The 22,482-nt window shown below is 60.8% G+C and carries 22 protein-coding genes; 9 read left to right on the top strand and 13 right to left on the bottom strand.

Annotated features, from left to right (window positions below):
* Positions 1-107 precede the first annotated feature (107 nt).
* The 3 genes from AC1RQB_RS08265 to AC1RQB_RS08255 form a co-directional block, all read right to left on the bottom strand.
* Positions 108-701, bottom strand: coding sequence for an HAD family hydrolase (locus tag AC1RQB_RS08265; RefSeq protein WP_008070036.1), 594 nt, complete (start codon positions 699-701; stop codon positions 108-110).
* Positions 698-1,567, bottom strand: a complete 870-nt coding sequence (gene tesB, locus AC1RQB_RS08260) for an acyl-CoA thioesterase II (protein ID WP_063342445.1) — start codon at positions 1,565-1,567, stop codon at positions 698-700. Before tesB ends, AC1RQB_RS08265 begins: the two co-directional genes overlap by 4 nt.
* A gap of 105 nt (positions 1,568-1,672) precedes the next feature.
* Positions 1,673-2,242, bottom strand: a complete 570-nt coding sequence (locus AC1RQB_RS08255; protein WP_063342444.1) for a GNAT family N-acetyltransferase — start codon at positions 2,240-2,242, stop codon at positions 1,673-1,675.
* A 90-nt stretch (positions 2,243-2,332) separates the two neighbouring features.
* On the opposite strand from AC1RQB_RS08255, the gene AC1RQB_RS08250 reads away from it, so the two are divergent.
* Both AC1RQB_RS08250 and AC1RQB_RS08245 read left to right on the top strand, forming a co-directional pair.
* Positions 2,333-3,253, top strand: coding sequence for a histone deacetylase family protein (locus tag AC1RQB_RS08250; protein ID WP_063342443.1), 921 nt, complete (start codon positions 2,333-2,335; stop codon positions 3,251-3,253).
* A gap of 281 nt (positions 3,254-3,534) precedes the next feature.
* Positions 3,535-4,776: a TIGR03862 family flavoprotein gene (locus tag AC1RQB_RS08245; protein WP_207267410.1), complete on the top strand. Its 1,242-nt coding sequence runs from the start codon at positions 3,535-3,537 to the stop codon at positions 4,774-4,776.
* Positions 4,777-4,893: 117 nt separating this feature from the next.
* Here AC1RQB_RS08245 and rhlE1 read toward each other — a convergent pair whose 3' ends face one another.
* Both rhlE1 and yedA read right to left on the bottom strand, forming a co-directional pair.
* Positions 4,894-6,228 carry an RNA helicase RhlE1 gene (gene rhlE1, locus AC1RQB_RS08240; protein ID WP_063342442.1) on the bottom strand — a complete coding sequence of 445 codons (1,335 nt, stop codon included), beginning with the start codon at positions 6,226-6,228 and terminating at the stop codon, positions 4,894-4,896.
* A 78-nt stretch (positions 6,229-6,306) separates the two neighbouring features.
* Positions 6,307-7,233 carry a drug/metabolite exporter YedA gene (gene yedA / locus AC1RQB_RS08235; RefSeq protein ID WP_008012659.1) on the bottom strand — a complete coding sequence of 309 codons (927 nt, stop codon included), beginning with the start codon at positions 7,231-7,233 and terminating at the stop codon, positions 6,307-6,309.
* Positions 7,234-7,396: 163 nt separating this feature from the next.
* Here yedA and AC1RQB_RS08230 point away from each other — a divergent pair, with 163 nt between their 5' ends.
* The gene (locus AC1RQB_RS08230; protein ID WP_063342441.1) at positions 7,397-7,852 is read left to right on the top strand and encodes an Lrp/AsnC family transcriptional regulator; all 456 of its coding nucleotides are present in this window, start codon (positions 7,397-7,399) and stop codon (positions 7,850-7,852) included.
* 119 nt (positions 7,853-7,971) lie between these two features.
* Here the strand turns inward: AC1RQB_RS08230 and AC1RQB_RS08225 are convergent, their stop codons facing one another.
* The 3 genes from AC1RQB_RS08225 to AC1RQB_RS08215 all read right to left on the bottom strand — a co-directional run bounded on the left by AC1RQB_RS08225 (position 7,972) and on the right by AC1RQB_RS08215 (position 9,980).
* Positions 7,972-8,583: a 3'-5' exonuclease gene (locus AC1RQB_RS08225; protein WP_007895390.1), complete on the bottom strand. Its 612-nt coding sequence runs from the start codon at positions 8,581-8,583 to the stop codon at positions 7,972-7,974.
* A gap of 22 nt (positions 8,584-8,605) precedes the next feature.
* Positions 8,606-9,085 carry a LabA-like NYN domain-containing protein gene (locus AC1RQB_RS08220; RefSeq protein ID WP_008070052.1) on the bottom strand — a complete coding sequence of 160 codons (480 nt, stop codon included), beginning with the start codon at positions 9,083-9,085 and terminating at the stop codon, positions 8,606-8,608.
* Positions 9,086-9,227: 142 nt separating this feature from the next.
* On the bottom strand, positions 9,228-9,980 hold the full coding sequence (locus tag AC1RQB_RS08215; protein WP_063342440.1) for a DUF2076 domain-containing protein: 753 nt from the start codon (positions 9,978-9,980) through the stop codon (positions 9,228-9,230).
* A 178-nt stretch (positions 9,981-10,158) separates the two neighbouring features.
* Between AC1RQB_RS08215 and AC1RQB_RS08210 the strand changes: the two genes are divergently transcribed.
* Together AC1RQB_RS08210 and AC1RQB_RS08205 are read left to right on the top strand one after the other, a co-directional pair.
* Positions 10,159-10,833, top strand: a complete 675-nt coding sequence (locus AC1RQB_RS08210; protein ID WP_063342439.1) for a YciC family protein — start codon at positions 10,159-10,161, stop codon at positions 10,831-10,833.
* 88 nt (positions 10,834-10,921) lie between these two features.
* The gene (locus AC1RQB_RS08205) at positions 10,922-12,004 is read left to right on the top strand and encodes an endonuclease/exonuclease/phosphatase family protein (protein ID WP_063342438.1); all 1,083 of its coding nucleotides are present in this window, start codon (positions 10,922-10,924) and stop codon (positions 12,002-12,004) included.
* 141 nt (positions 12,005-12,145) lie between these two features.
* Here the strand turns inward: AC1RQB_RS08205 and hrpB are convergent, their stop codons facing one another.
* Positions 12,146-14,662: an ATP-dependent helicase HrpB gene (gene hrpB, locus AC1RQB_RS08200; protein ID WP_063342437.1), complete on the bottom strand. Its 2,517-nt coding sequence runs from the start codon at positions 14,660-14,662 to the stop codon at positions 12,146-12,148.
* Positions 14,663-14,759: 97 nt separating this feature from the next.
* Here hrpB and AC1RQB_RS08195 point away from each other — a divergent pair, with 97 nt between their 5' ends.
* Positions 14,760-15,179, top strand: coding sequence for a hypothetical protein (locus AC1RQB_RS08195; RefSeq protein ID WP_063342436.1), 420 nt, complete (start codon positions 14,760-14,762; stop codon positions 15,177-15,179).
* A gap of 30 nt (positions 15,180-15,209) precedes the next feature.
* Entirely contained in the window at positions 15,210-16,103 is an 894-nt protein-coding gene (locus AC1RQB_RS08190) for a cation diffusion facilitator family transporter (RefSeq protein ID WP_063342435.1), read from the top strand.
* A 39-nt stretch (positions 16,104-16,142) separates the two neighbouring features.
* Here the strand turns inward: AC1RQB_RS08190 and AC1RQB_RS08185 are convergent, their stop codons facing one another.
* Positions 16,143-17,138: a DUF6515 family protein gene (locus AC1RQB_RS08185; protein ID WP_063342434.1), complete on the bottom strand. Its 996-nt coding sequence runs from the start codon at positions 17,136-17,138 to the stop codon at positions 16,143-16,145.
* A gap of 435 nt (positions 17,139-17,573) precedes the next feature.
* Between AC1RQB_RS08185 and AC1RQB_RS08180 the strand changes: the two genes are divergently transcribed.
* Positions 17,574-18,053, top strand: coding sequence for an Lrp/AsnC family transcriptional regulator (locus tag AC1RQB_RS08180; RefSeq protein ID WP_007894448.1), 480 nt, complete (start codon positions 17,574-17,576; stop codon positions 18,051-18,053).
* A gap of 187 nt (positions 18,054-18,240) precedes the next feature.
* The gene (locus tag AC1RQB_RS08175) at positions 18,241-18,450 is read left to right on the top strand and encodes a DUF2788 domain-containing protein (protein WP_007894445.1); all 210 of its coding nucleotides are present in this window, start codon (positions 18,241-18,243) and stop codon (positions 18,448-18,450) included.
* On the opposite strand, the gene AC1RQB_RS08170 is transcribed toward AC1RQB_RS08175, so the two are convergent.
* The 3 genes from AC1RQB_RS08170 to AC1RQB_RS08160 form a co-directional block, all read right to left on the bottom strand.
* Positions 18,445-19,080 carry a pseudouridine synthase gene (locus tag AC1RQB_RS08170; protein WP_063342433.1) on the bottom strand — a complete coding sequence of 212 codons (636 nt, stop codon included), beginning with the start codon at positions 19,078-19,080 and terminating at the stop codon, positions 18,445-18,447. The genes AC1RQB_RS08175 and AC1RQB_RS08170 overlap by 6 nt on opposite strands.
* A gap of 71 nt (positions 19,081-19,151) precedes the next feature.
* Positions 19,152-20,651 (bottom strand): AMP nucleosidase, encoded by a 1,500-nt coding sequence (gene amn / locus AC1RQB_RS08165; RefSeq protein ID WP_161794734.1) that lies wholly within the window; start codon positions 20,649-20,651, stop codon positions 19,152-19,154.
* A gap of 149 nt (positions 20,652-20,800) precedes the next feature.
* A complete protein-coding gene (locus AC1RQB_RS08160) occupies positions 20,801-22,450 on the bottom strand; it encodes an acyl-CoA dehydrogenase family protein (protein ID WP_008070078.1) in 1,650 nt (549 codons plus the stop codon).
* Positions 22,451-22,482 lie beyond the last annotated feature (32 nt).

Genomic DNA, 22,482 nt, shown 5'->3' with positions numbered 1-22,482 from the left:
AAGCCCGCTCCCACAGTAGATTTTGGTGTACACAAAATCTGTGTTCACACCGATCAAATGTGGGAGCGGGCTTGCTCGCGAAAGCGGTTAACCCGACAACATATCCCTCAAGCCGACAGCAATTGCCGCAACTCGACGCAATCGCGCGCATGCCAATCCGCCAATTCCGGCCACGGATTATCCGGCAGATTCACCAGCACCGTCCGCGTTCCCGCCGCCCGGCCGCAATCCAGATCAAAGCGGTAATCACCAACCATCACCATTTCGCTCGCCGGCACCTTCCAGGCTTCGGCCAGTTTCAGCAATCCACCAGGATGCGGCTTGGGCGGTGCTTCATCGCGGCCCAGTACATCCTCTTCCGCAAAGCAGTCGGCCAGGCCGATAGCCTCTAGCGTGACATGCGCCAGCTCACGAGCATTGCGCGTGAGAATGCCCAGGCGATAACCGCGCCCGGCCAACTCACGCACCAGTTCCACCGCGCCCGGCGCCGGTTTCGAACCCAGCGCCAGATCCCGCTCGTGCTCCAGCAGCCACGCGTGTTTGGCCGCGGCTTCATCGGCCGGCAGCGCAGCGAGGTGGGTCAGGATGTCGTGTTCGGCGGGAATCGCCAACGCCACGCGAATCGCCGCGAAGTCGTGCACCGCCACCGTCAGGGTGCCGTCCATGTCGAACACCCAGTGCCGCACCTCGGCCAGGCTCACGCCCAATCCTTGCGATGACGAATCAAGCCTTCCTGAGTGACCGAAGCTACCAGTTGCCCGGCACGGTTGAACACGCTGCCACGGGAGAATCCGCGTGAGTTGCCGGCCCACGGACTGTCCATGGCGTACAGCAACCAGTCATCGGCGCGCAGGTCGGCATGGAACCACAAGGCGTGATCGAGGCTGGCGACCTGCATGTCTTTCTGCCAGACCGATTTGCCGTGGGGCAACATCGAGGTGGTCAGCAGACCGAAGTCCGACGCGTAGGCCAGCAGGTATTTGTGCAGCGCCGGGGTGTCAGCCAACGCACCGTCGGCGCGGAACCAGACGTATTTGACAGGATCGGCGGGCTGCGGGTTGTAGGGGTCTTTTTCGGTCACTGGCCGGACTTCGATCGGTTTCGGGCACAGCAGTTTTTCGCGCATGTGTTCAGGGATCAGGTGCGCGCGCTGTTGGGTGAGTTCCAGCTCCGACGGCAGGTTTTCCGGGCCGACTACTTGCGGCATCTCGGTCTGGTGCTGGAAGCCTTCTTCGTCGTACTGGAACGAGGCGCTGCAGGTGAAAATCGGATGGCCCTTCTGGATCGCCGTCACCCGGCGCGTGCTGAAACTGCCGCCATCGCGCACCCGATCGACCTGATACACCACCGGCAATTTGGCATCACCCGGGCGCAGGAAATAACCGTGCATCGAATGCACATGGCGCGCCGCCTCGACGGTCTGACTGGCCGCCGACAGGGACTGGCCGAGTACCTGGCCGCCGAACAACTGACGAAAACCCAGGTCCTGGCTGCGGCCACGGAACAGGTTTTCTTCAATCGGTTCCAGGGTCAGCAGGTCTACCAGATCTTCCAACACTTGGCTCATTCAGACTCTCCTCACACAACGCAATGCCGCGCAGTCTTGGCTGCGGCGGTCGATTCAGTTTATGGCCGGTTCAACATGAGGGCCATTGTAAACGTCCGCGCCTGCTTATCCATGCAAGGTTTGCAGCCATTGCTCACGGGTGATGCGGTACAACACATGCGAACGCAGCGGATGATCGGCTGCAAGCCGCGGGTGCTCGAAGTCATCGGCGGGGGCATGGTGCATGCCGATCGCTTGCATGACTTTCTCGGATGGCAGATTGGTCTTTGTGGTGAATGCGACGACCTCTTGCAGCGCCAACCGATCAAACCCGCAGCGCAGAGCGGTCCACGCCGCTTCACCGGCATAGCCCAGGCCCCAGTGCTCGCGCGCTAGGCGCCAGCCGATTTCAGTGGCCGGCGTAAATGGCGCATCAAAGCCGACCACACCCAGCCCGGTAAACCCGATGAACGTCCCGGTGTCCTTGCGCTCCAGTGCCCAGAGGCCGAAACCATGCTCGGCAAAATGCCCGCGAATCCGCCCGATCAACGCGGCACTTTCCAGTCGACTCAAGGGTGCCGGAAAATAACGCATCACTTGTGGATCGGCGCACATCGCCGCAAACGCCGGCAAATCCTCATCACGCCACTGCCGTAACAACAGTCGTGCGCTTTCGAGTTCCAGTATCGGCTCCATCGTGCCTCCTCCCCCGTTTCCATGCCGCAAGTCTACATCGCTGGTAGGATCGTTCACTCATTCCTACCTGCCTTCCTGTATAAATCTGCCATGCCCCTGCCACTGATCTACCACGAAGACTACAGCCCCGAGTTCCCGGCGGATCACCGCTTCCCCATGGACAAGTTTCGCCTGCTGCGCGATCACCTGGTGGACAGTGGGCTGACCCGCGACACCGATTTGCTGCGCCCGGACCTCTGCCCGCCAGAGATTCTCGCCCTCGCCCATGACCCTGCGTATATCGAACGCTACATGGGCGGCGAATTGTCCCGCGAAGATCAACGACGCCTCGGCTTGCCCTGGAGCGAAGCGCTGGCCCGGCGCACGGTGCGAGCGGTCGGCGGTTCGCTGCTGGCGGCCGAACAGGCACTGGAACATGGTTTGGCTTGTCATCTGGCTGGCGGCACCCACCACGCGCATTACGATCATCCCGCCGGGTTTTGCATCTTCAATGACCTGGCGGTGATCAGCCATTACCTGCTGGAAAGTGGCCGAGTGAATCGGGTGCTGATCTTCGACTGCGATGTGCATCAGGGTGACGGGACTGCACGAATCCTGCACAACACCCCTGAGGCGATAACCGTTTCCCTGCACTGCGAAAAGAATTTTCCTGCCCGCAAAGCCGAAAGTGATTGGGACATTCCGTTGCCGATGGGCATGGGCGATGCCGATTACCTGAAAGTGGTGGACGACGCACTCAACTATTTGCTGCCGCTCTACCAACCGGACCTGGTGCTGTACGACGCCGGCGTCGATGTGCATAAGGACGACGCCCTGGGTTATCTGAAGCTGACAGACGAAGGCGTCGCCATTCGCGATGAAAGCGTGATGCGTCATTGCCTGGGCCGGGATATTCCGGTGGTCGGCGTGATCGGCGGCGGCTACAGCAAAGACCGCAAGGCCCTGGCACGCCGCCATGGAATCCTCCATCACAGCGCCCAACGGGTCTGGCAGTCATCAGGTTGTCACTGAGTTATGGATCTTTACCCACAATGCCTGTGGAACCGCCTGTGGATAACCTGAGTGAAAGGGTCTGCAGGCCATGTGGGGTGTAGGCTACAGAACGGTGGTTGTTTTTTAACCACCTTTGAAAACACCGAAGATCAAATGTGGGAGCGGGCTTGCTCGCGAAGGCGATTTAACAATCCACATTGATGTCGACTGACCCACCGCTTTCGCGAGCAAGCCCGCTCCCACATTGATCGGGGCTGATAGAATGCCCGACTTCATTCCGCCAAACCGCAGCGCATTCCATGACCCAGCCCTCCACTTCCCTCCCCCCTCACGTCGCCATCATCGGCGGCGGCCCTGCCGGTTTGATGGCGGCTGAAGTGCTGAGCCAGGCCGGGATCAAAGTCGATCTGTACGACGGCATGCCTTCAGTGGGGCGAAAATTCCTCCTCGCCGGGGTTGGCGGCATGAACATCACCCATTCCGAGGCCTACCCGGCGTTTCTCTCACGCTATGCCGAACGGGCACCGCAGATTGCGCCGCTGTTACGGTCCTTCGGCGCCGACGCCTTGTGCCAATGGATTCATGACCTGGGCATCGAAACCTTTGTCGGCAGCTCCGGCCGGGTGTTTCCTACCGACATGAAAGCCGCGCCCCTGTTGCGTGCCTGGCTCAAACGCCTGCGCGATGCCGGCGTAGTTATCCACACCCGCCATCGCTGGCTCGGTTGGGATGACAACGGTGACTTGCGCATCGACAGCCCCGAAGGCGAAAAAACTGTTCAAGCCGACGCGACCCTGTTGGCCCTCGGTGGCGGCAGTTGGTCGCGTCTCGGTTCGGACGGTGCCTGGATGTTGGCGCTGGAACAGCGCGGTGTAGGACTGGTGCCGCTGCAACCGAGCAATTGCGGCTTCGAGGTGCAGGCCTGGAGCGAATTGATGGTCAGCAAATTCGCAGGCAGCCCGCTGAAAAACATCGCCATTGGCCTCAATGACGACGTGCCGCGACTCGGGGAATGTGTGATCACGGCCACGGGGATTGAAGGCAGTTTGATCTACGCCCTGTCGGCACCGATCCGCGAAGCGATCAATCAACACGGCTCGGCAACCATTCACCTCGACCTGTTGCCGGGCAAGCCTGTGGATAAAATCCAGGCTGCGCTAAGCAAACCTCGCGGCTCCCGTTCCATGGCCAAACACCTGCACAGTCAGCTAGGGCTTGATGGCGTGAAAGCGGCGTTGTTGCGAGAGCTGACACCGGCCGACTGTTTTACCGATCCGGCGCTGCTGGCCAAAGCGATCAAGGCATTGCCGCTGACGCTGGTGAAAACCCGGCCATTGGACGAGGCCATAAGCAGCGCGGGGGGCGTGATGTTCGAGTCGATGGATGAACGTTTGATGCTCAAGCAACTACCTGGCGTGTTCTGCGCAGGGGAAATGCTCGATTGGGAAGCGCCGACCGGCGGCTATCTGCTGACCGCGTGTTTCGCCAGTGGGCGAGCGGCGGGGATGGGGATGGTGGAGTGGTTGAAACACCGACACTGATCGTTCCCACGCTCTGCGTGGGAATGCAGCCCGGGACGCTCCGCGTCCCTACCCAAGCGGACGCAGAGCGTCCATTGAGGCGTTCCCACGCAGAGCGTGGGAACGATCCTCAGAGGATCAAGGCTTACGCTTACGCGGCCCAGTGTTAAACACCGGCACTTTACGCACAGGCTTGATCGAAGGCTCCGGCGCCGAGGCATCACCGCTCTCGACCCACTTGCCCAAATTGCGCTTGCCGCCACTGGAGGTCTTGGGCTTCTTCGGCTTTTTCGGCTTCTTGACCACCTGACCGCTGGCATCAGTATCCGGCACGCGGTGCTCAGGCTCGAAATCCTGCTCCATCTGGCGAGTCAACGTCTGACGGGTCAACGTCTCGATGGCCGACAGCAAATTCACCTCATCAGCACACACCAGCGAAATCGCCTGCCCGGTTGCGCCCGCACGGCCGGTGCGACCGATACGGTGGATGTAGTCCTCGGCCACGATCGGCAGGTCGAAATTGACCACCAATGGCAAATCTTCGATATCCAGGCCACGCGCTGCCACATCGGTGGCTACAAGGATCTGCACTTCACTGGCCTTGAAACGATCCAGTGCCCGCTGACGGGTCGCCTGAGGTTTGTCGCCGTGAATGCCGTCGGCATTGATGCCCAGGCCCTGGAGTTTTTCCACCAACGCGTCTACGCCGTTACGGGTCTTGGCGAACACCAGCACCTGCTTCCACTTGCCCTTGCGCATCAAGTGAATGAACAGCTCCGGCTTACGCTTCTTGTCCACCGTCACCACCCATTGCTTGACGGTGTTGGCGGCGACGTTGCGCGGGCTGACTTCGATGCTCAGCGGGTCGTTGAGCATTTGCCCGGCCAGCAGGCGGATCGCATCGGAGAACGTGGCAGAGAACAACAACGTCTGACGTTTCTTCGGCAATACGCGGTAAATGTTCCCAAGCTCCTCGGAAAAGCCCAGATCGAGCATGCGATCGGCTTCGTCCAGCACCAGGGTTTGCAACTGGTTGAACTTGAGCGCGTTCTGACGGAACAGGTCGAGCAAGCGGCCCGGAGTCGCCACCAACAGGTCGACGCCTTTGCGCAGCTTCATCATTTGCGGGTTGATGCTGACACCGCCGTACACCGCGTACGTGCTCAACGGCAGGTTCTCGGCGTACTGGCGCACGGCTTCGTGAACCTGTTCGGCCAACTCGCGGGTTGGCACCAGGATCAGTGCGCGCACGGAGTTGGCGCTGACTTTCGGCCCTTCCATGGCCAGCAATTGCAGGAGCGGCAAGGCGAAACCGGCTGTTTTGCCGGTGCCGGTCTGGGCTGCTGCCATCAGGTCACGACCGGCCAGCACCGCCGGAATCGCTTGTGTCTGCACCGGCGTAGGGGTCTGGTAGCCGAGCGTCTCGAGAGCGCGCAGCAAGGGTTCGATCAGGCCAAGGGTGGCGAAAGTCATGGGAGTACCGTAGGAAAATTCAGCGCGGGTTTTTCAAAACAAGTGTGCAAAACAAGATGCAATGGCGCGCAGTTTACCCTAATTCGCGCGGGATTCTGTCGGCACCACTACGGCTGGTCGATCTGCACCTCGGCGCCACTGCGGCAACCCGATCAGCACCACGGCGCTGATGATCACCGCCATGGCCAACGCTTCTTCGATACCAATGGTCTCGCCGACAAACACGATACCCAGCAACACCGCCACCGCCGGGTTGACGTAGGCATAACTGGTGGCCGCCGCCGGACGCACGTGTTTCAACAAGTACATGTAGGCGTTGAAGGCAATGATCGAACCGAAAACGGTCAGGTAGGCCAGCGCCGCCCAGCCTTCGATCGGCGGCAGTTGCTCCAGATGCTCGCCACTCACCGCGCTGCCGATCAACAACACCACGCCGCCCACCAGCATTTCCACGGCACTCGCCATCGCGCCCTGCGGCAACGGCAAGTGTTTGCTCCACACCGAACCGAAAGCCCAGGACGCTGCCGCGAACACCAGCAATGCCGCGCCCAACGGGCTCGATTGCAGATTGGAACCGAGGTTGAGCATGGCGATACCGATCAGCCCGAGCACAATCCCGGCCCATTCGAGACGGGTATTACGCGCGCCCCAGAAATATCCGCAGAGCAAGGTAAACAGCGGCACCGTCGCCACCGCCAACGCAGCCACGCCAGAAGCCACGCCCGTGTGCTCGGCCACACTCACCGCGCCATTACCGCACGTCAGCAGCAGAATCCCGATGATCCCCGCTGCTTTCCATTGCGCCCACGTCGGTGCCGGTGCCCCGCGCCATCGCAGGAACGCGTACATCAACGTACCCGCGATCACGAAGCGGATACCGGCGAGCAACAACGGTGGCCAGTACTGCACGCCGATTCGAATCACCAGGTAGGTCGACCCCCAAATCACGTACAGCGCGAAAAAAGCAGCGATCAGCGGTAAGGAAAAACGGCGTATGCCAGGCATGGGCAGCTCGAGAACAAGACAAAGAGAGCAGCTATTCTAGAAAGGCCAGCAGCGGAAAATAAGTTACAAAACCTGTTTATAGCGCCGGTACACTTTTCAAAACACGGAGTTCAGCGCTATAAACCGTGCTTTCGAAAGTCAGCCTTTTTTCAGGAACACCACGATGGACAAATACGACCGCATGCTCCTCAGCGCCCTGTTGGAAAACGGTCGTGCGTCCTACGCCGATCTGGCACGCAAGGTGAACCTGTCCGCTCCGGCGGTGGCCGAGCGCGTGGCCAAACTTGAAGCCTGCGGGGTGATCACCGGCTACCAGGCGAAAGTCGACATGGCAAAACTCGGTCTGCCGATCCAGTGCGTCATCGAACTGCGCCTGAACCAGCACGGCAAACAGAAAACCTACGACGAACTGATCAAAATCCCACAGCTCACCGAATGCCATCGCGTCACCGGCGACCCGTGCGTGATCATGCAAGCGGCGGTGGGCTCGATGCCGGAGCTGGAAGAGTTGATCAACCGGATCGCCACGTTCGGGTTCAGCAAGACCTCGATCGTGCTGTCGAGCGCCATCGAGAAGCGCGTGCCGTTGGGGCAGTTGGAGGGGAATGGTAAATCGTGATGTCGCACGGTCCCTGTGGGAGCGGGCTTGCCCGCGATTGCGGACTGTCAGTCAACAACGCTGCTGAATGTGACGGCCTCATCGCGGGCAAGCCCGCTCCCACAGGGGTTAGGTGCGTTTCAGAACCCGCGATACCGCTTCAGATGCTCATTGATCTTCGCCGCCGGCACTTTCTGCAAGCTGACGAGAAGATCATGCGACAACTCGCGCAACCCATGCTTGCGCCGCAACTCTTCAGCCAAGTGCGCCGTCAGGTTGGCGGCCATTTCGGCATCGGCCATGGCCCGGTGAGCCTTGCCGGTATTGGGCAGGCTGGCGAAAGTGGTGAGGGTGCCGAGTTTGTGGTCCGGCGCGGCGGGCATCAGGCGGCGGGCGAGTAACAGCGAGCAGGCAAAGTTCTGCAAGCGTGTGCGTTTGATTCGCCCGAGTTCGTAGTCCCAGAACTTCTGGTCGAACGCAGCGTTGTGCGCCAGCAGCGGCGTGATGCCAACGAATTCGTTGACCTCGTTCATCACCTGCTCGGCCGAAGGCGCGGTACGCAGCATGGCGTTGCTGATGCCGGTGAGTTGCTCAATAAAAGCCGGCACCCGCACGCCAGCGTTCATCAGGCTTTGGTAACGCTCGACAATGCGCCCCTGTTCAAGAATCACCACGGCAATTTCCGTGGCCCGGCAGCTGCTGCTCGGGGAGAGTCCGGTGGTTTCAAAGTCGATGACTGCTATGCGTTCCAAACCTGTTTCAACTCCGTAAAAATCAATTCTTGAGCAGCAACGCGCCTTCGATCGGCACGTAACGGCTGGCAGCGCGGATCAGCGAGTTGGCGGTGAGACCGGGCACGCCATAGGCCACCGCTTGCACGCCGTGCTTAGCGATGATGCGTTCCAGCAGCATGTCGAAATCACCGTCGCCAGAAGCCAGCACCACTTCGTCGACATGATCGGCGGCGTCCATGATGTCGAGGGTGATGCCCACGTCCCAGTCGCCTTTGGCCGAACCGTCGCTGCGCTGGATGTAGGGCTTGAGCTTCACGATGAAGCCGAGATTGCGCAGGATCTGCTGAAACTGCTGCTGCTTGCTGTCGCCACGATCGATCGCATAGGCATAGGCCTCGACGATCTGCCCTTCTTTACTGACGTCAGCCCACAGCGCGGCGTAGTTGAAGTGGCAACCATAAGCCTGACGCACGGTGTAATAGAGGTTCTGGACATCGGCGAACACTGCGATTTTTTTCACCGTACATCCTCTTTGGCGTGCCGAAGCGCGGGCAGGATCAGGCACCAGGGCCCGAAAAGTTGCCCAGTATGCCAGCCCAAAGGATTGTTCCGCGAATAATCGGCCATGTGGTGAGGGAGCAAGCTCCCTCGCCACAGATGTGTCAGACGAAGGAATCGTCGTCGCCACCGAAGAACGATGAGCTGTCATCGCTATAGTCGGCGTCGGCGTATCCGCCTTGATCGCTGGAATTATCAGCCACACGCTGATCGTCGCCCCAGCCATTGCCGCTGTCGCTCTGATCGTTGACCTGAGCCGGCTCCTCCTTGATGACTTCAACCACTTCCGGCTGCTGATTGTGCTGGAACAGGCTACTGATGCCTTGCGCCAGCATGACGCCACCGGCCACGCCCGCTGCCGTTTTCAACGCGCCACCGAGGAAACTGCTGCCGGCAGGCTGTTGTGGTGCGTAGTTTTGCTGGGGCGGCGCTCCGAAGTTTTGCTGTGGCGGCTGCGAGTTGAATGACGGCCGCCCCGGTTCACGCCAGCCGCCATTCGACGGGGCTGCGCTTTGAGTCGGAGCAGGCTGTGGATCACGGGAAGCGCCACCGAAGATGCTCGACAAAAAGCCACCGCTGCTCGGTGCCGGCGCCGCCGTCTGAGCCTTGGCCGATTGCAGTTCAGCCTGCAATTGCTGGATTTGTTGAGTGAGTTGCTTGTTCTGTTCGTCGAGGCTCTTGATGGCTGCCTCTTGCACCAGAATCGCCTGGGTCATGAAATAGCCCGCCGCGGGCTGGCGAGTCAGGTGTTCCTTGATCCGCGCTTCGGCCTGGGCGTCGCGCGGGGCTGAATCCGTTTCGGCCTGTTGCAGCCGGGAAAACAGTCCATCGATCAGGGTTTGTTCTTCGCTGTTCATGGCGACCTCATAGATTGCCGGGAATATCGTCGCCCTTATCCACGGTGGATAAGGTGCTCACCAGTAATGGGGCTGATACAGGATGTTTCAATGACCTTTACCGAACGTTTACGTTTGCGCCCCAAAGGGGTTCATCGGTTAAAGTGAGGCACCTGCTTTCGACCTGCGATACCGACTGATGAATCCGTTCGATGTACTGCGTGACTCTCTGTATTTCTTCAAGCGCAATCTGCGCCAGATCGTGCAGCTGTGCCTGCCGCTGGTGATTGTCGAGGCGCTGCTGCAACAGGTGGTCGACCACTCCACCGAGCCGGGCAGTTTCCCCGGCATCAGTGTATTGGTCGGCCTGCTGGTGTATCCGCTATACACCGCCGCGCTGATCCTGTTTCTCGATGCCCGCAGCCGTGGCGAAACGCCGCGCACCCGCGACTTGCTGGCGACCTCCGCGACCCTGTGGCCGCGTTTCGCCCTGTTGACCGCTCTCAATACCCTGCTGATTCTGATCGGCCTGTCGCTGTATTTCCTGCCAGGGATCTGGTTGATGGTGACACTGGCGTTCGGCGAGTACCTGCTGGTGCTGCGCGGCTTGGCACCGCTGGCAGCGATGAAGGAAAGCCTGCGCCTGACCCGCGGGAATTTCCTGCGCATTCTGGTGTGCATTCTGTGCGTGATGGGGCCGTTATGGGTGCTCAAGGGTGCGACACTGGCGGTTTACCCTGACCCGCAGAACCCGGTGATCTCGCTGCTGATCGACAGCGCGCACAGCTTCCTGCAACTGTTCACCAGCGTCGTGGTGTTCCGTTTGTTCATGCTGATTAGCGATGCGCCCGAGAAGGTTGACGGGGCGCTCTGAAGAACGATGTGTCGCGGCTAACTGATGGGCATGCCGTTTGCGCTCGGTTATGCTCGGGTCCATCTTTTGTAACGCTATAAGCCGAGCCATGACCCGTCTACTGCGCTACACCCTGCTGTGCGTGCTGATTGCCATTGGCCTGATTGCATTGATGATCTACAGCCTCACCTGGCGCCCCGAAGCCAAGGAAGCGCTGCCGGTCAGTTGCAGCGCCCAGGCGCCGACGCTGGTGCCCGGCCAGGCGCTGAAGGTGATGACCTGGAACGTCCAGTACCTGGCAGGCAAGCGCTACGTTTTCTGGAACGATCTGGCTGCAGGAAACGACGAGAGCCCTACGCCTGAAGACATGGCCTTCAGCCTCGACGAAGTGGCGCGGGTGATTCGCGACGAGCAACCGGACATCGTGCTGTTGCAGGAACTCGATGACGGTGCCAAGGCCAGCGACTACCAGAACCAGTTCAAATTGCTGCAGGATCGAGTCACCGATCTGTACCCGTGCAGTGCGCAGGCCTTCGACTGGAAAGCCGACTTCGTGCCTGAACCGCCCATCTACGGCAGCGTTGGCCGGCAATTGGCAACCCTGAGCCGCTACCAGATCGAACACGCCGAACGCCTGCAATTACCGGTCGCACCGGCCAATTTCATCAGCCGTCAGTTCAAGCCGAAAAACGCCTTGCTGGTCACTCACCTGCCATTGAGTAATGGCGGCCAAATGGCCGTGTTCAATACCCATCTGGAACGTGCCACGCCCCCGCTCGACGAAACCTTGCAACGCCAGGTGACAGCCGTGGCCAAGGTCCTCGACAAGTACGAAAGCCGCGGCACGCCGTGGTTGGTCGGCGGCGATTTCAACCTGTTGCCGTTGGGCCAGTATCGACGCCTGCCCTCCGAGCAACGCACGCCCTACTCCGCCGACAGCGCGCTGCATATGCTGTGGGACAAATACCCGATGATCCCCACCAACAACGAAGCCAGCGGTATCGATCGGGCACAATGGTTGACCCATTACCCGAATGACCCAGGCTTGAACGGCCCGGACCGGACCGTCGACTACCTGTTTTACAGCCCGCACCTCAAACGGGTCGAGGCGCGGGTGCGGCAGGACGATACGTTGCGGATTTCCGATCACTTGCCGGTGATTGCGCGGTTTCTGTTGCCGGCCGCGCCTTAGCGCATGACGTCAGGCAAATGCAAAACCTGTGGGAGCGGGCTTGCCCGCGATAGCAGTGTGTCAGGCAACATAGATGTTGAATGTGACGACGTCATCGCAGGCAAGCCAGCTCCCACAGGATCCTTCGTTGTCTGAGGAAGATTATTTTCGGGGTTTGATCCGCGCCGTCGCCTCAGCCACCAGAGGATCATCCGGCCAGTAGTGTTTCGGATAACGCCCCTTCAAATCCTTCTTCACCTCGGCGTAGGTGCTGCGCCAGAAGTTCGCCAGGTCCTGCGTCACCTGCACCGGCCGGCGCGCCGGGGACAGCAGATGAAGCTTGACCACCTGCCGGCCACCGGCAATGCGCGGCGTCTCGGCCAAACCGAACAGCTCCTGCAAACGCACCGCCAGAATCGGCGGCTGCTCGCTGTAATCCAGACGAATCGACGAACCCGACGGCACGCTCAAATGATGCGGTGCCAGCTCTTCGAGCCGTTGCGGCAGCGGCCACGGCAACAAATTATGAACGATGCTCGACAAGTCCAGATTGGCGAAGTGACTAAGTCGCGAGACCTTGCCCAGATACGGCATCAGCCAATGCTCGAGGCTTTTGAGCAATGCAGCATCGCTGACATCCGGCCATTCACTCTGCTCCTTACTGCCGAGATCCAATTGACGCAACAACGCCACCCGCGCCTGCCACTGACGCAGCTCTGGCGTCCAGGGCAACAGCTCCAGGCCTTTACGCCGCACCAGATTCACCAACGCCTGACTGCGAGCGCTTTCATCGAGCCCGGTCAGCGGTTCGCGGCTGAGGATCAATTCGCCGACCTTGCGCTGACGCTCGGCCCGCAGCACGCCTTCGCGCTCATCCCAATCCAGTTGATCGACGCAACGCACCTGCTCGGCCAACACCGAATCGAACAACGCCGGATCAAAATCCGTCGCCAGATAAATCCGTTCTTCACGCTGGCCCTGGCGACTACCCAGATCAGCGATCACCAGCCACGGTTGCTTCATCAGGCTGTCTGCCTCGGCGAATAACGCCGCACGACCGTTGGCCAGTCGATATTCAGCGCCACCGGCCCGCCGCTGTTGGGCAACCCGATCGGGATAGGCCAACGCCAGCAACGCGCCAAGCCAGCGAGGATGATCCGGATCGCCGACCGGTTCCGAAGCCTTGCCACGCAGGTAACCGCGATACTGCCGCGCCAGTTGCCGAGCACGCTGAACGCCGCCCTGCGCACTGCGGGCAGCCCGCTCTTCGCCGGACAGCAGCACCAGTCGACTGTGCAGATCCGCGCCAGCACCACGCAAAATATCCCGTTCACCGAGCAGTGCCGCGACATCGCAGGCCATGTCAGCCAAGCCGAGCGCCTGACCACGCAACAGCAAATGAGCAATCCGTGGATGGGCTGGCAATTCAGCCATGGCCTGACCGTGACGGGTCAGCGCCTCGCCCTCCAGCGCGCCCAAACGTCCAAGCAGATCCTGAGCCTGTGCATAAGCTGCTGCGGGCGGGACATCGAGCCAAACCAACTGACCCGGCGTCACGCCCCAACGACCCAGTTGCAAGGCCAGCCCGGCAAGGTCCGCCGAGAGAATTTCCGCACTGGCGTAAGCCGCCAGTTGTTCATGCTGATCCTGCGACCACAGGCGATAACACACGCCGGGCTCCAAACGCCCTGCCCGACCTGCGCGCTGCGTGGCGCTGGCTTTGGAAATGCGCTGAGTATCCAGGCGAGTCATGCCGCTGCCGGGATCGAAACGCGGCACTCGCGCCAGCCCGGCATCGATCACCACGCGCACTCCGTTGATGGTCAGGCTGGTCTCGGCGATGTTGGTCGCCAGCACCACTTTGCGTTTGCCGGCGGGCGCCGGATCGATCGCCGCACGCTGCGCCGTCAGATCCAGTTCGCCATGCAACGGGCAGAGCAGAACCTGTGTGCTATCGCCCAGCGCATCGGCGAGTTGTTGATGCACCCGACGAATTTCCGCCTGCCCCGGCAGGAACACCAGCAGGCTGCCGGTCTCATCGTTCAGCGCGTCGAGAATGGTCTGCACCACCCTTGGCTCGATAAATTCACCAGGCTGAAACGGTCGCCCCCAACGCATCGTCACCGGGTACATGCGACCTTCGCTGCGCAGGATTGGCGCATCATCGAGCAACCCGGCCAGGCGTTCACCTTCCAGGGTTGCCGACATCAATAGAATTTTCAGCGGTTGATCTTCGCGAAACAGCTCGCGGCCATTGAGGCTCAGGGCCAACGCCAGGTCGGCGTCGAGGCTGCGTTCGTGGAACTCATCGAAAATCAGCAAACCCACGCCTTCCAGCGCCGGATCATCCTGCAAGCGCCGGGTGAGAATGCCTTCGGTGACCACTTCGATGCGGGTATTGGGGCCGACTTTGCTGTCGAGACGAATGCGGTAGCCAACGGTTTCGCCAACCTTCTCACCCAGCTCACTGGCCAACCGCTCCGCCGCCGCCCGCGCGGCCAAGCGGCGCGGTTCAAGCATCAGAATGGTCTGCCCGGCCAGCCATGGCTCGTTGAGCAAGGCCAAGGGCACGCGGGTGGTTTTACCGGCGCCGGGCGGTGCTTCGAGCACGGCTTCGTGGCGTGTAGCGAGGGCTTCACGCAGGGCGGGTAAAACTTCATCAATCGGCAAAGAAATCATGCTGGCTCCCAAACAGAGGGCCGAGTATAACGGCGTTCGGCGCGGTCCTAATTCATATCGACGATGCTTCGTTTCCAGATAACCCAGGAGATTTCAAATGCGTGCTCCCTTTCGCTTGATCGGCGGTGTATTGGTCGCGACTTTGCTGACCCAGGTGACCGCCTGCGGCACGATTTTCTACCCCGATCGTCGCGGTCAGATCGATGGCAAGATCGACCCGGTCATCGTCGCGCTGGATGCCGTGGGCCTGCTGTTTTATATCATTCCGGGGCTGATTGCCTTTGCGGTGGACTTTGCCACTGGCGCCATTTACTACGAGCCCGGCCGAACCGCCCAGGTGGCTCCGGAAAAACTCAAGGAAGCCATCGGTGCCGACGGCAAGGTCGATAACCACAAGTTGCAGACTATTCTCGAAACCGAGTTGGGCCGCAGCTTCCCGCTGGACGATCCACGTCTGATCCAGCACAAGGGCAGCACCCAACAACTGGCCATGTTCGGCCTGCAACCGGCCGCGTAATCGGTGCACCAAAAAGGAAAAGCCGCACTTATGACCAGCAGTACCGAACACGCCCGCCTGCTACGGCTGGCGACGCGCGCCTCGGTGGCGGTGGCGTGCATCTTGATCGTCGCCAAAGCCATCGCCTGGTGGCTGAGCGGTTCGGTGAGCATGCTCGCCGGGCTGACCGACTCGGCACTCGATGGCGTCAGCTCGCTGCTCAATCTGCTGGCTGTGCATTACGCCTTGCGCCCGGCCGACGACGATCATCGTTACGGGCACGGCAAGGCCGAATCATTGGCGGGCATGGCTCAGGCGCTGTTCATTGGCGGCAGTGCGGTGCTGATTGCCTTGCAGGCGATCGAGCGATTGAAGCATCCGGAGCCGGTAAGCGCCGCGTGGCTCAGCATCGGGGTGATTGTGTTTTCCCTCGCCCTGACCGTGGCCCTGCTGATGCTGCAGCATCGGGTGATCAAGGCTACCGGTTCCAACGCGGTGAGTGCCGACTCCCTGCATTACCGCTCAGACCTGCTGCTCAACGGCAGCATTCTGGTGGCGCTGGTGCTGGCCGGGTTTGGCTGGCATCAAGTCGACCCCTGGTTTGGATTGGGGATCGCCGCCTACATTCTCTGGAGCGCCATTCATATCGCCCGGGAAAGCTTTGCGGTGCTGATGGATGAAGAGCTGCCGCCGGATGTCAGCCAGCACATGCTTGAGCTGGCCTGCAGCGTGCCGGGTGTTTTGGGCGCCCACGACCTGCGCACACGCATCTCCGGCAACCAGTGGTTTGTGCAATTGCATCTGGAATTGCCGGGGGAGCTGACTCTGTCAGTCGCCCACGGCATCAGCGATCAAGCCGCCGATGCGATTCATACAGCCTACCCGCGAGCCGAAGTGCTGGTGCACGCCGACCCTATGAAAGCAGCTTCAAGCGACAAGCTTTAAGCTCCAGGCTTGAGGCTTGAGGCTTATAGCTTGCAGCTGCTACTGAACCTGATAACCGCGACTGCTCAGGCAGTTGCCCTGGGCCTGTCGGTAGGCTTGCACCACCGACGGATCCGGTTGATAGGTGACGGCACGCGGATCGAAACCGCTCTGCTCCACGGCCCAGCGATAACACTCGTAACCGTCCCGACTGACCTCCTCCGGCGACTGGCCGTTGGCCGGATACGCCACCACGTCATAACCACTGCTCACCGGTTGCGGCTGCATCGGTGGTTCGACCACGACGTAATCCCGAGTGCTCTCTTGATAGGCGTAATACGCGCCGGCCGCCAGGAACAACAGCGCACCGCCGATCCACACTTCACGCGCGTAATCGGGCAAATAGCTGACCCGAATCCCGCGAGGCGGCTGAACCACCACGTAACGCGGGCCTTGCGGACGATACCAATAACCACCGGAATAGAAATAATCCTGGCCACGATACGGCACGCGGTAGTTGCGCTCCGGGAAGCGGTCGATCACGTACCCCGGACGATACTGCGGGCCGGGGCCCCAGCCATTGCCGTGCCCATCCGGGCGACCGGGCCAGCGACGATCATCATGACGGGAGCCCTGACCGCCAGTCTGCCAGTGCTGGTTGTCATAGTTGCGCGGCTGCTCGTCCTGATAGTAGCCACGCCGGGGTTCCTGGGTCTGGCGCACGGTGTCGGGCCGGCCCTGAATTGGCAGATTGTTACTGGGTTGTTGCGGCGGCAGGCCCTGAACATTGGGATCGTGCGACTGACGGTTCTGACGCTCGCCGCCCTGATTCTGGTCGTGGAGCTCGAACTGACGGCTGTTGTCGCCACGAATGATTTCGTTGTTCTGCTGGCGTGGCTGATTGTTACCGTCATGACCCTGACCTTTGCCCTGATGATCCGGCCCGCGTTGGTCGCCATCAGGCCCACGGATTTGCGGCTCATCGGCCAGCGATTGCGCAGTGACACTCACACATAGCAAACCAACACCGGCCAAACGCCAGATGCGCGACTTCATGCTTTTCCTCACTGCGGGTTAGGGCCTGTACGTAAGACTGGGAAAGCACAGGCCGGTTCTGCAACAGGTTATCAGTCACGCAACTTATTTATTGAGGGTCGCCCATAAATTCCGGGCAAGAAAAAAGGGAGACCCGTCGGCCTCCCTTTGAGAACTTCGTCCGTGCTCGACGCTTATGACGTCGGCTCACCTCACGCCGTCTTCTGGACAGTGTGTAGCTCGGGGGCCGACACATCCCCTGTGGGGGTGGCGACCGCAGCTGGCCTGATTGGGCGAGCCGCACTGGACTGTTTGTCCGAGCAGTGATTCTGGTGATAAGAATAGGCCCGGAGCACCGGCAGAGGATTGCGAAGATTGCTCAAATAAACATCACTTGCGCAATTTTTAACTCAGGATAGATAATCCGCCGCAATAGTTATGACAAAGGCCTGATTGATGAGCAAACTCGACCGATACGACCTGAGCATTTTGGCTGAATTACAGCGCGACGCGCGCATCTCCAATCAGGAGCTGGCCGAACGCATCGGCCTGTCGCCTTCGCCTTGCTCGCGGCGGGTCAAGCAGCTGGAAGACGACGGTTACATCACCCGCCAGGTCGCCCTGCTGGACCGCAAGATGCTCGGCCTGAGCCTGACCGCGTACGTGCTGATCGGCATGGACCGCCATACTCCCGAGCGGTTCGAGAACTTCGAAGCCGCCATTCGCACCTTGCCGCAGGTGCTGGAATGCAGCCTGGTGACGGGGATGGATGCGGACTATCAGCTCAAGGTAGTGGTGCCGGACATGGATCACTATCAGAAACTGCTGCTGGGGCATCTCACCCGGATTGAAGGGGTGACCAGTGTGCGGTCGAGTTTTGTGCTTAATCAGGTGCTCAACAGTACCGAGTTGCCGCTGACTCATCTGCGCAGCTGAGGACGCCTTCGCGAGCAAGCCCGCTCCCACATTTGGAATGCATTCCCCTGTGGGAGCGGGCTTGCCCGCGAAGAGGCCTGCACAGGCGACGAATAGCTGCGGCACACTGCCGCAGGTCAATGCCTCGCCAATCCCCCATGGCGTATACTCCAGCGCCTTTTAGCCCCACCCACGCTGGAGATGTCCGATGGATCCTGCAGTACTCGAAGAGTGGATGATGACTGGTCTGGTCAGCATCCTGATCATTTTCATGGGTTTCATCGTCTGGGATCTGGCGAAAAAATCCAAGGCCGGGCGCTTCGGCTCGTTCATTTTGTTCTTCGTACTGGGGCTGGGCGTGGCCGCGTTCGTGATCAAAAGCGTGGTCATCGGCCTGATCGAATCCGGCACGCTATAAGCGCGCCGGCACTTCCTTCCACTGGCCCTGATCGAGCCCTTCGATCGACCAGTCACCGATTCTGACCCGTACCAGACGCAACGTCGGCAAGCCGACCGCCGCAGTCATGCGCCGTACCTGACGGTTGCGGCCTTCGCGAATCACCAGTTCCAGCCAACTGGTCGGCACGCTTTTACGAAAGCGCACTGGCGGGTTGCGCGGCCACAGTTGCGGCTCATCCAGTTGTCGCGCTTGGGCCGGCAACGTCATACCGTCGTTCAGCTCGACGCCATCGCGCAATCGCTGCAACTGCTCGGCGCTTGGTTCGCCTTCCACTTGCACCCAGTAAGTCTTGGCCAGTTTGTGTTTCGGGTCGGCAATTCGCGCCTGAAGCTGGCCGTCGTTGGTCAGCAACAGCAAGCCTTCGCTGTCGCGGTCCAGCCGCCCTGCCGGGTAGATTCCCGGAATCTCGATGAAGTCCTTGAGCGTCGCCCGCCCTTCGCCGTCGCTGAATTGCGTCAGCACATCGAAAGGTTTGTTGAACAGAATCAGCTTCGGCTCGGCCGGCGGCGCTTTGGCGAGACGGCGCGGGGCTGATTGCGGGTTGTTCGCGCCAGGGCGGCGAGAGACGGGACGAGGTGGACGAGGCATGGCGAAAAGAACATCTAACGGTCAGGGCTGCCAATGCTAGTGCCCTGACCGTCAAATGACCATGAGAACAATCAGCGGAACGGCGGCTCGTCGAAGCTGCGCAGTTTGCGCGAGTGCAGCGAGTTGAGCTCGGTGCGCAACAGATCCACTGCTTCGATGCCGATCTTCAAGTGCTGGCTGACCGCGCGCTCATAGAAGGCGTTGGCCGAACCCGGCAGTTTGATTTCGCTGTGCAACGGTTTATCCGATACGCAGAGCAACGTGCCGTATGGCACCCGCAAGCGGTAACCCTGCGCGGCGATGGTGCCGCTTTCCATGTCCACCGCCACGGCGCGGGACAGGTTGATCAGCGGACGCTCCTGCGCCCAGCGCAGTTCCCAGTTACGGTCGTCATAGGTCAGCACGGTGCCGGTGCGCAGGCGCTTCTTCAGTTCGTCGCCCTTCTCACCGGTGATGTTGGCCGCCGCTTGCTGCAACGCCATCTGCACTTCAGCCAAGGCCGGAATCGGAATGTTCGGCGGCACGACGCGATCGAGAATCCCGTCGCGGCGCATGTACGCGTGGGCCAGCACGTAGTCGCCAATGGTCTGCGACTGACGCAAGCCGCCACAGTGGCCGATCATCAGCCAGCAATGCGGACGCAGTACCGCCAGGTGGTCGGTGATGTTCTTGGCGTTGGACGGGCCGACGCCGATGTTCACCAGAGTCACGCCATGGCCATCGCTGGCGATCAGGTGATAAGCCGGCATCTGGTAACGATGCCAGACCACGCCCGCGGCAATCGCCGACGCCTCGCCATGGTCCATGCCCTTTTCGATGATCACGTTGCCCGGCAACACCATGCGCACAAAACGCGGGTCGTTGCGCAGTTGCTCCAGGCCATGAACGATGAACTGGTCGACGTAGCGGTGGTAGTTGGTCAGCAGAATCCACGGCTGCACATGGCGCCAGTCGCTGCCGGTGTAATGCACCAGCCGGCGCAGGGAGAAGTCCACTCGCGCGGCGTCGAACAGGGCCAGTGGCAACGGGTCGGTGTTTTCCCAGTCGTACAAGCCATCGGCGATGCCATCGGTGGCGGCCGACAAATCCGTACTCGGGAACACTCGCGCCAGCACCGCCGCCGTAACGCCGGAACCGGCCAGCTCATCGCCCTGCTCGACCACGTACGGATAAGGAATGTTCTGCTGGCTGACGCCGACTTCCACGGTCACGGTGAAGTCGTGCATCAACGGGACGAGTTGTTCCAGCAGGTATTTGCGGAAAGCGCGGGGATGGGTGACGGTGACACTGTAGGTCCCCGGCAATTGAACCTTGGCATAGGCGCGAGTGGTCTGTGGGACTTCGCCCTGGCAAAGGTAGGTCAGACGCAACTCGGGATAACGAAACAGAGCCCGCTGTTCAGCGTCCGGCTCGACGCGATCCTTGAGATAACGCTTGAGCGCCTGATTCAGCGCGGTGGTTGCACGCTCGTGCAAGGCAGCAAGCCGATCCACGGCTTGCTCGGCGGTTTGAACGACAATAAACGCTTCGGTCACGATCAGCTTCCTGTGTTCTGACTTGCAGACCTTCATCTTGCCTGCATCATCGCTTCACGGGAACCCTGTGGGAGCGGGCTTGCTCGCGAATGCGGTTTACCATTCAACAATGATGTTGACTGACAGGCCGCATTCGCGAGCAAGCCCGCTCCCACCTTTTATTGGTGTCGATCAAAAAGGAGTCGTCAGAAACCTTGCGGCGTCGACCGGGCGACAATCGCCTCCACATCCAGCCCGCGCGGTAATGTTCCATACACCCGACCGGCCGAACCGAGGCGGCTGGCGATGAAGGCATCACTGACCGCCGCATTACCCGCCTCCAGCAATAGCTTGGCCTGAAGCCCCAAGGCAATGTCTTCGGTTAGCTGGCGGGCGCGGTATTGAATGTCGGCGGTGTCCTTGAACGCGGCCTGCAACTGGCTGATGTGCGCGGCCAGGCGTTTGTCGCCATGACCGTCGCCCAACTCGCTGAACAGCACATCAAGCACACCTGGCTCTTTCGACAATGCGCGCAATACGTCGAGGCATTGCACGTTGCCGGAACCTTCCCACGTCGAGTTGACCGGGGCCTCACGGTACAGACGCGGCAGGATGCTTTCTTCGACATAACCGGCGCCGCCCATGCATTCGGCAGCCTCATTGATCATCGCGGGCGCGCGTTTGCAGATCCAGTACTTGCCCACCGCCGTCACCAGTCGGGCGAATTTCGCTTCGTGATCGTCATCCAGATGATCCAGCGCCCGGCCCATGCGCAAACTCAAAGCCAGCGCCGCTTCGCTTTCCAGGGCCAGATCGGCCAGCACGTTTTGCATCAAGGGTTGCTCGCTGAGCAATTTGCCACCGACCTTGCGGTGGGCGCAGTGATGGCTGGCCTGGGTCAGCGCCTGGCGCATCAGCGCACTGGAGCCGACCATGCAATCGAAGCGGGTCATGGCAACCATTTCGATGATGGTCGGAACGCCCCGGCCCTCTTCGCCGACCATCCAGGCCAGGGCGCCGCGGAACTCCACCTCGCTGGAGGCATTGGACCAGTTGCCGAGTTTGTTCTTCAGCCGCTGTATGTAGAACTGATTGCGTGAGTCGTCCGGGCGATGACGCGGCAGCAGGAAACAGGTCAAGCCTTTGTCGGTCTGGGCCAAGGTCAAGAAGGCGTCGCACATCGGCGCCGAGCAGAACCACTTATGGCCCACCAGTTCATACGCCTGACCGGGACCGCTGGCGCCGACCGGATACGCCTTGGTGGTGTTGGCCCGCACATCGGTGCCGCCCTGTTTCTCGGTCATGGCCATGCCGATGGTGACCCCGGCCTTGTGGGCCATGCCGACGTTGCGCGGGTCGTATTCGGTGGCGAGGATTTTCGGCAGCCATTGTTTGGCCAGATCCGGTTGCAGGCGCATCGCCGGGACACTGGCGAAGGTCATGGTCAACGGGCAACCGCTGCCGGCTTCAGCCTGACTGTGCAAATAGGTCATGGACGCGCGGGCAACATGGGCGCCCGGTTGCGGGTCGGTCCAGGGCAAGCCTGTCAGGCCATGCTCCACCGCCGTGCGCATCAATTCGTGGTAGGCGGGATGAAACTCCACCAGGTCGATGCGATGGCCGTAACGGTCATGACTGACGAACACCGGTTTGTTCTGATTGGCCGCAAACCCCGCCTCCATCAGCGGCCCGCCGGCCAATACGCCATAAGCGTCAATTCGCGACTCGGCCCAACCGGCATCGAAACGCCGCGACCACTCCTGCAAAGGCAGGTCGATGCGATAGAGGTTGGCGCCGTCCAGCGACGGCGGCTGATTGGTGACTTCGTGGGTTTCGGCGAACTGATGCAGGTTCATGACGGGGCTCCTTTGGTCAGCCAAGGGACTTT

It is taken from the genome of Pseudomonas sp. GW822-FHT02E03, assembly GCF_058802325.1.
The sequence above is the reverse complement of the archived record's forward strand: the minus strand, read 5'-3'. Positions and strand labels throughout refer to the sequence as shown.

Coding starts and splice junctions, on each gene's coding strand:
- AC1RQB_RS08175 (WP_007894445.1), top strand. CDS start 18,241: ATGGATCCTGCAGTACTCGAAGAGTGGATGATGACTGGTCTGGTCAGC.
- AC1RQB_RS08205 (WP_063342438.1), top strand. CDS start 10,922: ATGACCCGTCTACTGCGCTACACCCTGCTGTGCGTGCTGATTGCCATT.
- yedA (WP_008012659.1), bottom strand. CDS start 7,233: ATGCCTGGCATACGCCGTTTTTCCTTACCGCTGATCGCTGCTTTTTTC.
- amn (WP_161794734.1), bottom strand. CDS start 20,651: ATGAAGGTCTGCAAGTCAGAACACAGGAAGCTGATCGTGACCGAAGCG.
- rhlE1 (WP_063342442.1), bottom strand. CDS start 6,228: ATGACTTTCGCCACCCTTGGCCTGATCGAACCCTTGCTGCGCGCTCTC.
- tesB (WP_063342445.1), bottom strand. CDS start 1,567: ATGAGCCAAGTGTTGGAAGATCTGGTAGACCTGCTGACCCTGGAACCG.
- AC1RQB_RS08170 (WP_063342433.1), bottom strand. CDS start 19,080: ATGCCTCGTCCACCTCGTCCCGTCTCTCGCCGCCCTGGCGCGAACAAC.
- AC1RQB_RS08195 (WP_063342436.1), top strand. CDS start 14,760: ATGCGTGCTCCCTTTCGCTTGATCGGCGGTGTATTGGTCGCGACTTTG.
- hrpB (WP_063342437.1), bottom strand. CDS start 14,662: ATGATTTCTTTGCCGATTGATGAAGTTTTACCCGCCCTGCGTGAAGCC.
- AC1RQB_RS08230 (WP_063342441.1), top strand. CDS start 7,397: ATGGACAAATACGACCGCATGCTCCTCAGCGCCCTGTTGGAAAACGGT.
- AC1RQB_RS08215 (WP_063342440.1), bottom strand. CDS start 9,980: ATGAACAGCGAAGAACAAACCCTGATCGATGGACTGTTTTCCCGGCTG.
- AC1RQB_RS08190 (WP_063342435.1), top strand. CDS start 15,210: ATGACCAGCAGTACCGAACACGCCCGCCTGCTACGGCTGGCGACGCGC.
- AC1RQB_RS08180 (WP_007894448.1), top strand. CDS start 17,574: ATGAGCAAACTCGACCGATACGACCTGAGCATTTTGGCTGAATTACAG.
- AC1RQB_RS08160 (WP_008070078.1), bottom strand. CDS start 22,450: ATGAACCTGCATCAGTTCGCCGAAACCCACGAAGTCACCAATCAGCCG.
- AC1RQB_RS08185 (WP_063342434.1), bottom strand. CDS start 17,138: ATGAAGTCGCGCATCTGGCGTTTGGCCGGTGTTGGTTTGCTATGTGTG.
- AC1RQB_RS08250 (WP_063342443.1), top strand. CDS start 2,333: ATGCCCCTGCCACTGATCTACCACGAAGACTACAGCCCCGAGTTCCCG.
- AC1RQB_RS08245 (WP_207267410.1), top strand. CDS start 3,535: ATGACCCAGCCCTCCACTTCCCTCCCCCCTCACGTCGCCATCATCGGC.
- AC1RQB_RS08255 (WP_063342444.1), bottom strand. CDS start 2,242: ATGGAGCCGATACTGGAACTCGAAAGCGCACGACTGTTGTTACGGCAG.
- AC1RQB_RS08210 (WP_063342439.1), top strand. CDS start 10,159: ATGAATCCGTTCGATGTACTGCGTGACTCTCTGTATTTCTTCAAGCGC.